The 14,717-nt window shown below is 34.5% G+C and carries 14 protein-coding genes; 12 read left to right on the plus strand and 2 right to left on the minus strand.

The window, feature by feature from the left end; translation table 11 throughout:
* Positions 1-84: 84 nt before the first annotated feature.
* Positions 85-2,229, plus strand: coding sequence for a DNA topoisomerase III (gene topB, locus AC22L0_RS05595; protein ID WP_000766766.1), 2,145 nt, complete (start codon positions 85-87; stop codon positions 2,227-2,229).
* Positions 2,230-2,428: 199 nt separating this feature from the next.
* A complete protein-coding gene (locus AC22L0_RS05600) occupies positions 2,429-3,676 on the plus strand; it encodes a DUF4153 domain-containing protein (protein WP_001087654.1) in 1,248 nt (415 codons plus the stop codon).
* Between the two features lie 187 nt (positions 3,677-3,863).
* Here the strand turns inward: AC22L0_RS05600 and AC22L0_RS05605 are convergent, their stop codons facing one another.
* Positions 3,864-4,829: an arsenic resistance protein gene (locus AC22L0_RS05605; protein WP_087968041.1), complete on the minus strand. Its 966-nt coding sequence runs from the start codon at positions 4,827-4,829 to the stop codon at positions 3,864-3,866.
* A gap of 292 nt (positions 4,830-5,121) precedes the next feature.
* On the opposite strand from AC22L0_RS05605, the gene AC22L0_RS05610 reads away from it, so the two are divergent.
* The 5 genes from AC22L0_RS05610 to AC22L0_RS05630 all read left to right on the plus strand — a co-directional run bounded on the left by AC22L0_RS05610 (position 5,122) and on the right by AC22L0_RS05630 (position 10,547).
* Positions 5,122-5,814 carry an FMN-dependent NADH-azoreductase gene (locus AC22L0_RS05610; RefSeq protein WP_000522502.1) on the plus strand — a complete coding sequence of 231 codons (693 nt, stop codon included), beginning with the start codon at positions 5,122-5,124 and terminating at the stop codon, positions 5,812-5,814.
* A gap of 238 nt (positions 5,815-6,052) precedes the next feature.
* Positions 6,053-7,411 carry a branched-chain amino acid transport system II carrier protein gene (gene brnQ / locus AC22L0_RS05615; RefSeq protein WP_001284783.1) on the plus strand — a complete coding sequence of 453 codons (1,359 nt, stop codon included), beginning with the start codon at positions 6,053-6,055 and terminating at the stop codon, positions 7,409-7,411.
* Between the two features lie 83 nt (positions 7,412-7,494).
* The gene (locus AC22L0_RS05620; protein WP_087968039.1) at positions 7,495-7,914 is read left to right on the plus strand and encodes a VOC family protein; all 420 of its coding nucleotides are present in this window, start codon (positions 7,495-7,497) and stop codon (positions 7,912-7,914) included.
* A 328-nt stretch (positions 7,915-8,242) separates the two neighbouring features.
* Entirely contained in the window at positions 8,243-9,892 is a 1,650-nt protein-coding gene (locus tag AC22L0_RS05625; protein ID WP_139894407.1) for a copper resistance CopC/CopD family protein, read from the plus strand.
* Positions 9,893-9,926: 34 nt separating this feature from the next.
* Positions 9,927-10,547 (plus strand): YcnI family copper-binding membrane protein, encoded by a 621-nt coding sequence (locus tag AC22L0_RS05630; RefSeq protein ID WP_000821400.1) that lies wholly within the window; start codon positions 9,927-9,929, stop codon positions 10,545-10,547.
* Positions 10,548-10,589: 42 nt separating this feature from the next.
* Here AC22L0_RS05630 and AC22L0_RS05635 read toward each other — a convergent pair whose 3' ends face one another.
* Positions 10,590-11,495 (minus strand): DMT family transporter, encoded by a 906-nt coding sequence (locus AC22L0_RS05635; protein ID WP_000192814.1) that lies wholly within the window; start codon positions 11,493-11,495, stop codon positions 10,590-10,592.
* 97 nt (positions 11,496-11,592) lie between these two features.
* Between AC22L0_RS05635 and AC22L0_RS05640 the strand changes: the two genes are divergently transcribed.
* The 5 genes from AC22L0_RS05640 (at position 11,593) to AC22L0_RS05660 (ending at position 14,654) form a co-directional block, all read left to right on the plus strand.
* Entirely contained in the window at positions 11,593-12,462 is an 870-nt protein-coding gene (locus AC22L0_RS05640; protein WP_000156749.1) for a LysR family transcriptional regulator, read from the plus strand.
* A 120-nt stretch (positions 12,463-12,582) separates the two neighbouring features.
* Positions 12,583-13,014 (plus strand): Rrf2 family transcriptional regulator, encoded by a 432-nt coding sequence (locus AC22L0_RS05645; protein ID WP_000704064.1) that lies wholly within the window; start codon positions 12,583-12,585, stop codon positions 13,012-13,014.
* Positions 13,015-13,085: 71 nt separating this feature from the next.
* The gene (locus AC22L0_RS05650; RefSeq protein WP_087968037.1) at positions 13,086-13,736 is read left to right on the plus strand and encodes a DsbA family oxidoreductase; all 651 of its coding nucleotides are present in this window, start codon (positions 13,086-13,088) and stop codon (positions 13,734-13,736) included.
* A 57-nt stretch (positions 13,737-13,793) separates the two neighbouring features.
* A complete protein-coding gene (locus tag AC22L0_RS05655) occupies positions 13,794-14,396 on the plus strand; it encodes a nitroreductase family protein (protein ID WP_001277011.1) in 603 nt (200 codons plus the stop codon).
* 126 nt (positions 14,397-14,522) lie between these two features.
* Positions 14,523-14,654, plus strand: coding sequence for a hypothetical protein (locus AC22L0_RS05660; RefSeq protein ID WP_053514117.1), 132 nt, complete (start codon positions 14,523-14,525; stop codon positions 14,652-14,654).
* Positions 14,655-14,717: the final 63 nt, after the last annotated feature.

The raw sequence follows: 14,717 nt of genomic DNA on the forward strand, positions 1-14,717 counted from the left end.
GATAAATAAGATTGTTGTTTTATCATCGCTTCTAAACATATAGACAATGAAAGTAACACTGGAATACAGATAGGGAGTTATAAAATGAAATTAATTATTGCCGAGAAACCAGATCAAGGGTTGGCTCTTGTTTCACAGTTTAAATATCGCCGGAAAGATGGATATTTAGAAGTAGAAGCAAATGAGTTATTTCCAAATGGAGCGTACTGTACATGGGCAATTGGTCATTTGACGCAGTTATGTAATCCAGAGCATTATCACGCAGAGTGGAAAAAATGGTCACTTAATACATTACCGATGATTCCAGAGCGTTTTCAATTTGAAGTAACAAAGTCAAAGTATAAGCAATTTAACGTTGTGAAACAGCTGTTACATAATCCACAGGTAACAGAAATTATTCACGCAGGCGATGCTGGGCGTGAAGGGGAACTAATCGTACGAAATATTATTAATCTTTGTAATGTGCAAAAGCCGATGAAGCGTCTATGGATTTCGTCTTTAACGAAGCAAGCTATTTATCAAGGGTTTAAAAATTTACTTGATGAATCAGATACAATTAATACGTATTACGAAGCATACACAAGATCTTGTGCTGACTGGGTTGTTGGTATGAATGCATCACGTGTGTTTAGTATTTTGCTAAAGAAAAAAGGAATGAATGATGTATTTTCTGCTGGTCGTGTCCAAACACCAACGTTAGCATTGATTGTAAAGCGTGAGAAAGAAATTGAAAACTTTAAGTCAGAGCCTTTCTGGGAAGTGTTTGCAACCTTTAATATAGAAGGAAAGAAATATGACGGGAAATGGGAGAAGGATAATGAATCCCGCTTAAAAGACCCTGATATGGCGAATAAAATTGCGGCATTTTGCCAAGGGAAACCGGCTGTTGTGAAGGAAATGAAAACGGAGCGTAAAGAGTTTCAGCCGCCGCTTTTATTCAACTTATCATCACTGCAAGCAACGGCAAATAAAGCCTTTAAGTTTTCACCGAAAAAGACGCTTGATATAACGCAAGCACTCTATCAAAAAGGGATTGTTTCTTATCCACGTTCAGATTCTAACTATGTTACACAAGGAGAAGCAGCGACGTTCCCTGATATTTTACAGAAGTTAAGTCAATTTGATGAATATAAAGGCTTATTACCGGCGCCAATTGAATCCATTATGAACAATAAGCGTTATGTGAATGAAAAGAAAGTAACAGATCACTACGCAATTATTCCGACAGAGCAAGTTACAAACCCAAGCAGACTATCAGGTGATGAAAAGAAAATATACGATATGATCGTAAGAAGGCTTATTGCAGCTCATTATGAAGTTGCAATCTTTGACTATACAACGATTGTAACGCTTGTAGATGAACGTGCTGAATTCATTTCAAAAGGAAAACAGCAAATTCAAGAAGGTTGGCGTAAAGTTATTTTCCAAGACGATAAAGATGACGAAACCATTCTTCCAATTGTAGCTGAAGGTGAAGAAGGAAAAGTTGTAAAGGTGAAAGTGAAAGAAGGAAAAACACAGCCACCGAAGCGTTATACAGAAGGACAACTTATTACGTTAATGAAAACAGCCGGTAAGTATTTAGAGAATGAAGAGCTAGAGAAGGTATTGAAGAAAACAGAAGGTTTAGGTACGGAAGCGACCCGCGCGGGTATTATTACGATGCTGAAAGACCGTAAATATATAGATGTAAAGAAAAACCAAGTGTATGCGACTGATAAAGGAAAAGTATTAATTACCGCAATTGGTGACAAAATACTAGCTTCACCGGAAATGACTGCGAAATGGGAACAACGTCTTGCGGAAATTGGTGAAGGTACAGCTTCACCAGCTACATTTATGGAACAGACGAAAAAGCTATCAGCTAAAATTATTGAAGACGCAGTGGAAATGTCTGAGAAGTGGGATTTCACGGGACTACATGTTGAATCGATTGAACGAAAAGGATCGAAATTTACAACGGGTAAAAAGGTTGGTAGCTGTAAAAAATGTGATGGCGATGTAATTGATAAGTCAACGTTTTACGGTTGTTCTAACTATAATACAACGCAATGTGATTTCACCATTTCAAAGAAGATATTAAGTAAAACAATTTCGCAAAAGAATATGACAAAGCTCTTAAAAGGTGAAAAGACTGATTTAATTAAAGGCTTTAAAAAGGGCGAGAAAACGTTTGATGCGAAATTAGAGTGGAAAGATAATAAGATTAATTTTGTATTTGAGAATTAATTTGTTAAAAGAGCATGACATAAAACTGTCATGCTCTTTTGTTTTTTCTTTTATATAAAATTTAACAATAAAAAAAATCCTTTAAATAATAATTTTTTATTGTAAAACGATAAATTTTGTATTAAAATCATAATAAATGAGTGAAGTACTTTTGTTAAAAGGTAACAATCTTATTTTTTTAATTAGAGGAGGTATAATTATGAACAGTAACAATTTGATTGTTAAACATATGGATAACCCCCATGAGTTGGAGAAGATGTATAGAAAAGATCCGAAAGCTTTTAAAAAAGCATTCTCACAAGCATGGGACCAAAACCCTGATTCTCAAATTCTAGCTGCTTGGTATGAAAGGTTGCATTTCAAGGAGAAAGTAAATAAAGAAAAAACATCTTTGTTTCAAAAAGGTTTCTTATTCATGGGCCTTTTAGCTATTCTGGCCGGCATAAGCACCAGGATCATTTTCCACTTTGTTGAGCAGGAAGCAATTGCTCCAATAAACTTGGCTTTTGGTGTAATTCCCTTTATTGCTGCTTATTTTGTTTACAATAATAAGCCGAAAAAAAGTATTATTTATTCCCTTATAGCGTTATTCCTAGTTTCCGGGGTGTATCTTAATACGTTGCCAATAAATTATAAAGACAGTACCATACTTGCTTATTTACATCTTCCTATATTTTTATGGGTCTTAGTAGGGCTTGCGTTTACAGGAAATGAATATTCAAAAGGCGGTACAAGATTAGCCTATATTAAATTTAATTTAGAATATTGTCTTCTCTACGGGAGCATGGCAGTGAGCGGAATGATACTAGCAATATTCACCATGCGTTTGTTTAGCTTTGTTGACTTAGATATAGGAGAATTCTATTTTAGTAATGTTGTTTTATTTGGAGCAGCGGCTCTCGCTATTGTGGCTGCATACTTAGTATCAATGAATCTTAAGCTTGCTAAAAATATTACACCATACATATCTAAAATCTTTAGTCCGCTTGTCCTGGTCACATTGTTTATTTATCTTATAACGATAATTTTGGTCGGGAAAAACCCGTTCTTGGATCGTAATTTCCTAATGGCATTCAACGGAATACTGCTTGGTGTATTGGCTGTTACTATATTTTCTATCGTTGAGAGTGACTCGGACGAGAAAAAGAACATTTCAGATTATATAAATTTTTCCTTAATTGTTCTGGCGCTTATTATTGACACTGTCGCATTGTCAGCCATAGTATTCAGACTTTCTTCTTACGGGATTACACCTAATAGACTAGCTGTTTTAGGTGTAAACATACTGATCTGGGCAAATCTAATTTGGATTATGTTTTCCTATATGCGTTTCTTGCAAAACAAATCAGGACCGACAGCTATCCAAGATGCCATTACGAAGTATTTGCCAATCTACGGACTTTGGGCAGCTTTCGTTATATTTACGTTTCCTATCATTTTTAATTAGAAAGGATCTGTTAATGTAACGAAAGGTTAATTCTCTATAACATATAAAATTTTTAGAGCCCATCGATTTATAATTGGTAGTATTATGTTTGTAGTTTCGGTAATTTCATTTGTAATGATAAATAAGAAATAAGTGTTGTATGTAATCTTTCCATAATAAAAAACGTCCCAAAATGGGACGTTTTTTATTATGCGTATTGCCGTTTTTTCTTAATAAGCAACAAAACTTGTGACACACAAGCTAGTACTGGTAACTCAATCAATGGTCCAATAACGAGTGCAAGTGCGATAAGAGGCTCATCTGGAAAAGCGGTCACAGCGATAGCGAGTGCAACAGGTGAGTTTCTTGCTAACGTTGTTAAGCTTAGACTTACTGTATCTTTGTAAGATAAATGCATCATGCGCCCGATAAATTGTCCTAGTAAAAAATTAATGATGAAGAACAATAGAACAGGGACGAGTAATAATAAAACAACATTCATATTTTGTAGTAAATATTTACCTTGTGATGCAAACATCGCTACTATTGCTAAACTTAAAAATACAATTTGAGCAGAGCTAAAAAACGGAATGAGTTTATTCTCGAGAGTTTCAGTTTTTTTTATTTTATTCATAATGAATTTTGTAGCGTGTGCAAGTATAAATGGTAAGACGATTACGATAACAATACTTTCTACTAAAACAGAAACCGCTACAGTTTTCATGACACCAGCAAATAAAAATAAATAAATGGGAAGGAGTAGAACTTGCAAAATTAAATTTACAGGTAAAATTGCAGTAGAAAGTGCTACATTACCTTTCGCTATTTCAGTAAAGATTAAGTACCAATCTGTACATGGAGTAACCATTAACATTATAAATCCAACCCAAAGTGCTGGATGATCGGAAAGAAATAGTGCCCCTAACCCCCAAGCGAGTAAAGGTGTCCATAAGAAGTTAATAGTAAGACTTGTTCCAGCAAATTTTAAATTGCGAAATCCTTTTTTTATTTCTTTTAATGGGATGCTGAGGAATAATCCATATAGCATGAAAAATAAGAAGGGGACAATAAATTTGTCTGAATACGTATGTATCATATTAAATTGTCCGAGTACGATGCCGCATGTAACAGCAAAAAGAATAATAAAAGCTTGAATCTTTTCTATAGTGCTCATGAATAAATCCTTTCTATATATGAATTTTCCTCTCTAAGTTTATTATACAAGTAATAAAGATGTATTTGGTGTTCAATTGTATTTTAGTTAATATTTTTAAATTGAGATAATATTTTTTATTGAAAGCTACTTGACTAAAGTAAGTTACTATATTACAATCACTTATATAAGGTAATTAAATAACAAAAAGTTGCAATGGCGTAACTTAAGGTATCTATTGGAACTTTTTCTTAGAATAAGAATTTTTATGATGATGAATAATGAATATGAAAAGAAAGATTAGGTGAAGAAAATGGGACTATTTAGCTCATTATTTGGTAAAAAAGAAGAAAATAAGAATGTAGAGGGGAATAAAAAAATGTCAAAAGTATTATTTGTAAAAGCAAACGATCGTCCAGCGGAGCAAGCAGTTAGTTCAAAAATGTATGAAACATTTGTAAGTACTTATAAAGAAGCAAATCCAAATACAGAAATTACGGAATTAGATTTATTTGCATTAGATCTTCCTTATTACGGAAATATCGCGATTTCAGGTGGATATAAACGTAGCCAAGGCATGGAGTTAACAGCTGAAGAAGAGAAGGCAGTTGCTACAGTAGATCAATATTTAAATCAGTTTTTAGAAGCTGATAAGGTTGTATTTGCATTCCCATTATGGAACTTTACAGTACCAGCACCATTAATCACATATATTTCATACTTGTCTCAAGCTGGAAAAACGTTTAAATATACAGCAAATGGCCCAGAAGGTTTAGTTGGTGGTAAGAAAGTAGTTGTGTTAGGTGCTCGTGGTTCAGATTACTCTTCAGAACAAATGGCTCCTATGGAAATGGCAGTTAATTACGTAACAACTGTACTTGGATTCTGGGGAATTACAAATCCAGAGACAGTTGTAATTGAAGGACACAATCAATATCCAGATCGTTCACAACAAATTGTTGAAGAAGGTCTAGAAAACGTTAAAAAAGTAGCAGCAAAATTTTAATTCATGATAGTAAATGGAAAAACCAACATGGATGACCATGTTGGTTTTTTAGTCTATTTTTCATGTTAAAAAATGTATATTTATAAAATAAAAGAAAAGTTCGAAAATAGTATTGCAAAATATTATATAGCAAACTATAATGAATTCAAGAATAGTTGATACTTAAATTAAATATTCAGAAAATTCAATTAGTTAAAATTGGAAAATGAGATAAGGAAACTTGAATGGGGGTTATATTATGGCGAATAAAGTACCGTTTTCGTTCATAGTAGTTATTGGATTAATGTTATTTGCACTATTTTTTGGAGCGGGAAATTTAATTTTTCCAGCGATGCTTGGTCAATCAGCTGGAGAGAATGTATGGATTGCTAACGCTGGATTTTTAGTAACTGGTGTTGGATTACCATTACTAGGTGTGCTAGCATTTGGTTTTTCAGGTAAAGATGATTTGCAGTCGTTAGCTAGTCGTGCTCACCCAGTGTTTGGGATTGTGTTTACAACAGTTTTATACTTAGCGATTGGTCCGTTATTTGCAATACCAAGAACAGGAAATGTTTCTTATGAAATTGGTCTTAAGCCGTTTATGCCAGAAGGAGTAGGTTCTACACCTTTAATTCTTTTCACAATTATATTCTTTAGTATCACTTGTTTTTTTTCGCTAAATCCCGCGAAAATTGTCGATATTGTTGGAAAAATCTTAACGCCAATTAAGTTGACTTTCATCGGTATTTTAGTAATCGTTGCTTTTATACATCCGATTGGAGATATGCAAGCACCAGTGGAAGCTTATACATCACATGCATTCTTTAAAGGATTCCAAGAAGGATACTTAACGATGGATACGCTAGCATCATTTGTATTCGGGATTATCATTATCAATGCTATTAAAGAAAAAGGTGCGAAAACGAAAACACAAATTATGGTCGTTTGTGCAAAAGCGACAATTATTGCAGCATCTATTTTAGCAATTATCTATACAGCACTTTCTTATATGGGTGCTTCAAGTGTTGCAAAGCTTGGACATTTAGAAAACGGCGGAGAAGTATTAGCGAAAGTTTCTAACTACTATTTCGGATCATATGGCGGAGTATTATTAGGATTAATGATTACAGTAGCTTGTTTAACAACTAGTGTGGGACTTGTATCAGCATGTTCTTCATTCTTCCATAAGTTATTCCCAAATGTTCCTTACAAAGCAATTGCAATTACGCTATGTGTATTTAGTGCAATTGTTGCAAACGTAGGATTAACACAATTGATCGCAGTTTCTGTTCCAGTATTAACAGCAATTTATCCACTAGCAATCGTATTGATTTTCTTAACATTCTTCCATTCATTATTTAAAGGAAGAGCTGAAGTTTATCAAGTAAGCTTAATCGTAACATTTATCATCAGCTTATTTGATGGATTAAGTGCAGCTGGAGTTAACATTGAAGTAGTAAGCCAAGTGTTCACTAAATTCCTTCCGATGCAGGAAGTAGGATTAGGCTGGATCTTCCCAGCGATTATCGGTGGATTTATCGGATATGGCATTAGCATTTTAAAAGTGAAAAACCAAGTTCAACCAGCAACTAGAGCGGATAAGAAAATAGGTTAAATAAAAAAAGTTATAGACTTGTTTCTATAGCTTTTTTTGTTACTATTAATAATGAGAAAAAATAAAGTAGTAGGGGAAATAAAATGAAAAAAACAATTGATCATATCGGAATCGCAGTTCGAGATATAGATAGTACGATACGTTTTTATGAAAATGTGTTACTAGGAACTTTAATAGATCGTTACGTAAGTGAAGCTCCTGGTGTGGAAAGTGAAGTAGCCATTCTTGAAGTGGCTGGAGATAGAATTGAATTACTTGCACCGACAAATAATACAACATCTCCAATTGCCCGTTTTATTAAACAAAAAGGTAAAGGTGTTCATCACGTTGCGTATCGTGTCGATGATTTAGAAGTGGCTCTAGAAGAGTTAAAAGAACAAGGTATTCGGACATTAGAGCATACACTACGCATTAATAAGCACGGTAGAAGGTTAATTTATCTTAACCCAGCGGATACAGAAGGAACGATTATCGAGTATTGTGATTATCCGGAAGAGAAATAGAAGAGGGATATTTTTTTAAAGGTGTTACGTAATAACGTAATACCTTTTTATTTATGTATTTCACATTTTCTTCACAAATGATTCACGATAACTTTTCTTCTTTGATAACTTACATAAATATATTTTATGATATAATAACAATCGGCTTTAAAAATGTAAGTTGTATCTATCGTGATAGTTACTATTATATTAGAAGTTTAGAGGTGGAAGAGAAATAAGAGTTATACTTTATAGAAGTTTATATTTAATCAGGTTAATATTTCGCCCGAGAATCAAACTTCGGAAGTTAAAGTAATGAAAATAGAGCAATGAGGAAGAAAGAAGTGAAATGAGTGTGAAAGTAATGAAAAGATTAGGGACATGGCTATTACTTGTGTGTGTGCTTATCATATTGATACCGCAAAGTGCATCTGCTCATGCGTACGTTGTGAAATCAAACCCTACTGAAAATGAAACATTGAAGAAAGCACCATCTGTTGTAAAAATCGAATTCGATGAGGACATACAAGTTTCAAGTTTTAATACATTGTACGTGAGAGATACATCAGGTAAAAGGGTCGATTTAAAAGATGCTCATATTGATAAAAAAAATAAAAAGCTATTAGAAGCTGGATTAAAAGACAATCTCAAAAATGGTCTTTACTCTATTCAGTGGAAAGCTATTTCAGCTGATGGACATCCAATTCAAGGAGTTATCCCGTTCCGGGTTGGATTAGCGGAAGCGGAAACAGACGATATACAAGTGGAAGAGATGGGCTACGTCCCACAAATCGATATGATTATGGAACGTGGAATTTTATATACAAGTTTCTCACTATTTATAGGAGTGCTATTCTTTAATCTTATTATGTATAAAGGCAATGCAACCTCGGTTCGATCAAGGAGTAAGAACATAATATGGATCTCTTTATTTGGGATATTGATTAGCTTGTTATTCAATCTACCACTGCAAGCGAAAATAAATGCTGATGTTTCATGGCTAGAAGCATTCAATCCTTTACTATTAAAAGAAACATTACAGCTTTCTGTTTTTGGTTATGTATGGATTACTCAAATGGTTCTCATTAGTACGCTTATAATTGTTACGTATTTTGCGGTGAAGCATGAGAAGTTTTCGTCGTTTAAAGTATGCAGTATTCCAATACTATTGTTTATAGGGCTACTTGTTATGAAGGCCTTTAATAGTCACGCATACGGTTTAAAGTTTAAAGACATTGCTGTCGTTATGGATTTTCTACATTTATTAGCAGCTTCATTATGGGTTGGTGGTTTATCATCTATTATTCTTCTTTTATGTAAAGAGGATAATAAGTGGCATATGTATTGGGATATGATTAAGCGTTTTTCACCGTGGGCAACAGGTGCTGTCATTGTGATTTTAATAACAGGCCTTTTTAATAGTACATTTTTTATTCCAACAATCCACTCGTTATTTGATACGAAGTATGGATTGGCTTTATTAGCAAAGATACTATTATTTATTTTCATGGGGATATTGGGAATTATTCATTATGTGAAAGGGAGAATAAGAGCGCAGCAAGGATTAGGAGCTACGGTGAAAGTAGAGTTTGTCATTGGAATTATCATTTTCGTAATCGTAGCTTTTATGACAAACGTACAAACACCACCGATGCCTCCTACTGGACCATTTACAGAGAGTAAGCAATTAGATAATGGATATGAACTTACACTAAATGTAAGTCCGAATAAGGTAGGACAAAATAAATTCCATATTACACTAAAGGACGAAAAGGGACAGCCTGTTACTGATATGGAACAAATGATATTGACGACTCAATCATTAGATATGAACATGGGAAAAGGTTCATTTAAAGTTTCAGTAGTTTCACCAGGAGAATATGAAACAGAAGGTATGTATATTAATATGACAGGAAACTGGAATATACATGTTCATGGATTAACAAAATCTCTTGATAGTCTCGATACAGATTTTAAATTTATTGTCGGTGGCAGATAAAAAGAAGCTATGTATGAAAAGGAGCTAATAGAAAATGAAACGTATAAAAAAATTAGGAACAACAATGATCGCAACAATTATTGCAATGGGAATGTTTTCGTTACCTGTTAGTGCGCACGTCACTGTAAAACCAGCAACTTCTGACGTTGGTTCTTGGGAGACATATACGATAAAAGTACCAGTTGAAAAAAATGTAGCAACAACAAAAGTTACACTGAAAATACCGTCTGGAGTAGAGTTCCAGCAGTATGAACCAGTGCCAGGATGGAAAGTTGAGGAGCAAAAAGATACAGCTGGAAAAGTTAAAACTGTAGTATGGGAAGCAACAGGAGAAGGGATCTTACCCGGTCAGTTCCAGCGATTTACTTTCGTCGCTAAAAATCCGGATAAAGAGCAAAAAATAGCTTGGGACGCATATCAACAATATAAAGATGAAGAAATTGTTGAATGGACAGGCGATGAAAAAGCTGAAAAACCGCATTCACTTACTACAATTGCAAAAGGTACGTCATTAACAGGAGAACATGGTGAAGTGTCTAGTGTAGAAAAAAATGAAGGTACTAGTAATATGCAATTGATAGCAATTGTCTTATCTATTTTTGCCATAGTATCGTCGGTAAGTGCGTGTGTTTTTGTAGTACGTCGTAAAAAGTAAGACGTAAGAAAGAGCCTACAAACAGTAGGCTCTTTCTTACGTTTATTTCAATTCAACTTGCTGCCTTACAGCAAGTGTTTTCGGTTTTATATTTACAAAACAAATACTCACAACAATAAATAATAGTCCGATGAATAAGCTAATGGTAATAGCCTCATGTAAGAAAATTGAACTTACAATAATAGCTATTAGTGGAATGAGGAATGTATAAGCCCCAACTTTACTTGCTTCACCAGCTCCAACAAGTGTGAAGTATGCAAGCCACCCCATTGCAATAACAAAGAATGAAATAAAGAGAAGTACGCTAACAAATGGCATACTCCAAGCGATACTAGACCAGCTTTCAAACTCTGAACCAAATCCAATTAAGCAAAGACCACCAATAATAAGCTGAAGTGTTACCATCCAAATGGCATTAACACGGTGACCAGTCTTCTTAATGAATACTGTGCCAAGTGCCCAGCCAATAGCGCATCCTAACGCGAGAAGGATTCCAATAACAGAAATATGTCCTGTTAAACTGCTTGAGCTAATAACGCCTACACCAATAAATCCGAGAACAAGCCCGAAAATTTTCAAGCCGTACATTGATTCTTCAAGCCATATCCACGAGAAAATACCGAGTAAAACTGGTTGTAGAAATACAATGGCGGAAAATAACCCAGCAGGCATATATTGAAGGCCGACAGTTTGTAATCCGTAAAATATAATGATGTTAAGTAAGGAAGAAATAACGTATAAATGCCACGTTTCTTTTAAATGTAACTCTTTGTATTTCGGTAATGCGAACAGAAGTAAAATGAATCCTCCAATTAAAGTTCGAACGCCTGCAAATAAAACAGGTGGTGTATAATGCAGGGCAAACTTTGATAAAGGCCAATTGATTCCCCACATGAAAACGAGAAAGGTAAGGATGATGGCCGTCTTAGTTCGAGAAAGCTGTGTCACTGAAAGACCTCCTTGTTGTTATTCATTTCACTATGATATGATATCGACTGTAATAAATAAAATGAATCTTTTTTATGAGGAGTATAAGTGATTAGTTATGACCATTACACAACTGCAAGTATTAATAAAAACTGTTGATTTAGGTAGTTTTACGAAGGCTGCCAGGGTGTTAAATATGACGCAGCCAGCTGTTAGTCATGCGATTTCAAGTATTGAGTCAGAGTTAGGAGTTACGATTCTTATACGTGATAAACGAAAAGGGCTACTCGTTACGGATGTAGGAAATAGGATTCTTGTACATATTAGAGAGATTTTGAACGGTGTAGCGAAGATTGAACAAGAAGTTGCGATGGAGAAAGGACACGAAGTTGGGACGATTCGAATTGGGAGTTTTCCGAGCGCTTCTGCACATTTCTTACCCAAAATGATAAACCTTTTTAAGGAAAAGTATCCGAACTTAGAAGTAGTTCTTTGTGAAGGGACGATTAAAGAAGTTGAAGATTGGTTAGTATCGAGGGTTATTGATATAGGGATTGTTATTTTGCCTAATAAAGATATGGAGATTGTTCCATTAACGAAGGGGAAAATGGTTGCTATCTTAAGAGAGGATCATCCTCTCTGTAAGAAGGACGCTCTTACAATTTGTGATTTAGAGAATGAACCGATCATATTATGTAAGGGTGGATACGAACCACCCATTATTGATATGTTTAAACAAGCAAACGTACCACTTCGGGCCGAATATGTAATTTCGACAGTTACTACAGCTTTAAATATGATTCAAGAAGGATTGGGCATTGCAATATTAGCTGAATTATCTTTAACGAATTTACCAAAAAATGTGCAAACGAGAGAATTGGAACCACAAGTATGGAGAGAAATTGCTTTAGCTGTTCCTTCATTAAAGGATTCTTCAATCGCTGTGCAGCTATTTATTGAAGAATTTCAATCGCTATTTGCAGAATAAAAAGAGGTGTCTCATATATCATAATGGGACACTTTTTAATTTACTTATAAAAAATCTATGAAAAGGATTGACTTATTTTTTAGTTGTAACTATAATGATTACATCGAGGTGGTGATTACGATGAAAATTAGTAGCCGCTTTTCCATAGCTGTTCATATTTTATCTATTTTGAAAAACAATCCATCTTCACATTGTACTTCAGACTATATGGCTGAGAGTGTTAATACAAATCCAGTAGTCATTCGTAAAATCATGTCGTACTTGAAACAAGCTGGCTTTGTTTACGTAAATCGTGGACCGGGTGGCGCGGGATTACTAAAGGATTTATATGAAATCACATTGTTAGATGTGTATCATGCAGTGAACGTAGTCGAAGAAGACAAGCTATTTCATATTCACGAGCAACCGAATCCAGATTGTCCAATTGGGGCGAATATTCAAGCGGTGTTAGAAATCATTTTAATTCAAGCACAATCCGCGATGGAAGAAGTTTTGAGAAATATTACAATGGGGCAGTTGTTTGAAACTTTGCAAGAAAAAATGAATGCTTAAATCATATTTATATTTTTTTGTCATTAATGTAACCGATTTGATTACAACAATAAAGGTAAGGTGTAAAAGTTATGACTGTAAAAATGAAAGTATACTCAGATTTTATATGTCCGTTTTGTTTTTTAGCAAAAGGTCCATTAGATGAGGTAGCGAAAGAGAAAGATGTAGAGATTGAATGGATGCCATTTGAATTACGTCCAAGTCCATATTCAAAAATAGATCCATGGAATGAACCAGAAAAATTAGGTTCATGGGATGCTTTCATTCTTCCGACAGCGAAGAAGTTAGGAATTGATATGCGCTTGCCACGTGTTTCACCGCATCCATATACACATTTAGCTTTCGAAGGATGTCAATTTGCGAAAGAATGTGGACTAGGTAATGAGTATCATCACCGCGTATTCACAGCATTTTTCCAAGAAGAGCAAAACATTGAAGATATTGATGTGTTAACAAAATTAGCGGTAGAAGTAGGACTTCCTGAGGGGGAATTTAAAGATGCTTTAGTAACTCGTAAATATAAAGAAAAGCATCAAGAAGCAATTCAACACGCATATGATGAAGCGAATATTATGGCTGTTCCAACTGTCATGATTGGAGATGAAGTCATTCAAGGGCTTGCTAGTAAAGAAACACTAGAAAGGGTCATTGATAAAGAAATTGAAAAGGATAAAACAAATTCATTTGAAGGTATGCAATGTAATACCGATGGATATTGCTAATTCGCTTGTTATGAAATAACAAAATAAATTATAAAACAAACATTTGGAGGAATTAAAATGTCAGCAACTACAACAAACTTAAAAGAAGCGATCGTGAACCGCCGTTCAATTCGTAAAGTAGCAAAAAACGATGCAATTACGAAAGAAAGAATTGAAGAAGTGTTAAAAACAGCTTTACACGCACCAACATCTTTCAATATGCAAAGTGGTCGTATGGTTGTATTAATGGATGGAGAGCATGAAAAGTTTTGGGATATCGTTAAAGAAACACTAAGAGCCCGCGTACCAGCAGAAAACTTTGAAGCGACTGTAGAAAGACTAAAAGGCTTCCATGCAGGTGTAGGAACAGTTCTATTCTTTGAAGATCAAGCAACTGTAGAAAAAATGCAAGAAAATGCCCCATTATATAAAGATCAGTTCCCATTTTGGTCTCATCAAGGAAATGCGATGTTACAACATACTGTGTGGATGCTATTATCTGCTGAAGGAATTGGAGCGTCATTACAACATTACAACCCAATCGTAGATGCTGAAGTGAAAGAAACTTGGAACATTCCGGCAGAGTGGAGCTTAGTAGGTCAAATGCCATTTGGTGAACCAAACGAACAACCAGCAGAAAGAACGTTCTTACCTACTGAAGATGTAGTGAAATTTTATTAAGAAATACAATATGTAACGAGAAGGAAGCTGTGCTTAAAAACAGCTTCCTTTTTTGTAGTGGTGTTAATTTATGCGTATTTAGGGAAGAAATATAAGAAATAATACGGTGAGAAGGGAATTAGAAAAATGAATGATGAGAAAAAATATACAGTGGTAGGTACTGATGTTGAGGAAGTAAAGCGTTTAAATAAAAATTCAGGGTTAACGTATAATCAAGCGAAAGAAATGTTAGCAAAGCAAATGCAAAAAAAGAAGTAATTAGATTGAAATCTTTCATTTTTTCATTTAGCATTTTGATTGGAGAGAGTTAAGTAAAAGGTA

The sequence above is a fragment of the Bacillus sp. LQ01 genome, from assembly GCF_057624735.1.

Bases quoted from the DNA above. Each gene is read 5' to 3' on its own strand.
- AC22L0_RS05600 (WP_001087654.1), top strand. From the start codon at position 2,429: ATGAACAGTAACAATTTGATTGTTAAACATATGGATAACCCCCATGAG.
- AC22L0_RS05645 (WP_000704064.1), top strand. From the start codon at position 12,583: ATGAAAATTAGTAGCCGCTTTTCCATAGCTGTTCATATTTTATCTATT.
- topB (WP_000766766.1), top strand. From the start codon at position 85: ATGAAATTAATTATTGCCGAGAAACCAGATCAAGGGTTGGCTCTTGTT.
- AC22L0_RS05660 (WP_053514117.1), top strand. From the start codon at position 14,523: ATGAATGATGAGAAAAAATATACAGTGGTAGGTACTGATGTTGAGGAA.
- AC22L0_RS05610 (WP_000522502.1), top strand. From the start codon at position 5,122: ATGGGACTATTTAGCTCATTATTTGGTAAAAAAGAAGAAAATAAGAAT.
- AC22L0_RS05640 (WP_000156749.1), top strand. From the start codon at position 11,593: ATGACCATTACACAACTGCAAGTATTAATAAAAACTGTTGATTTAGGT.
- brnQ (WP_001284783.1), top strand. From the start codon at position 6,053: ATGGCGAATAAAGTACCGTTTTCGTTCATAGTAGTTATTGGATTAATG.
- AC22L0_RS05655 (WP_001277011.1), top strand. From the start codon at position 13,794: ATGTCAGCAACTACAACAAACTTAAAAGAAGCGATCGTGAACCGCCGT.
- AC22L0_RS05625 (WP_139894407.1), top strand. From the start codon at position 8,243: ATGAGTGTGAAAGTAATGAAAAGATTAGGGACATGGCTATTACTTGTG.
- AC22L0_RS05620 (WP_087968039.1), top strand. From the start codon at position 7,495: ATGAAAAAAACAATTGATCATATCGGAATCGCAGTTCGAGATATAGAT.
- AC22L0_RS05605 (WP_087968041.1), bottom strand. From the start codon at position 4,829: ATGAGCACTATAGAAAAGATTCAAGCTTTTATTATTCTTTTTGCTGTT.
- AC22L0_RS05650 (WP_087968037.1), top strand. From the start codon at position 13,086: ATGACTGTAAAAATGAAAGTATACTCAGATTTTATATGTCCGTTTTGT.
- AC22L0_RS05630 (WP_000821400.1), top strand. From the start codon at position 9,927: ATGAAACGTATAAAAAAATTAGGAACAACAATGATCGCAACAATTATT.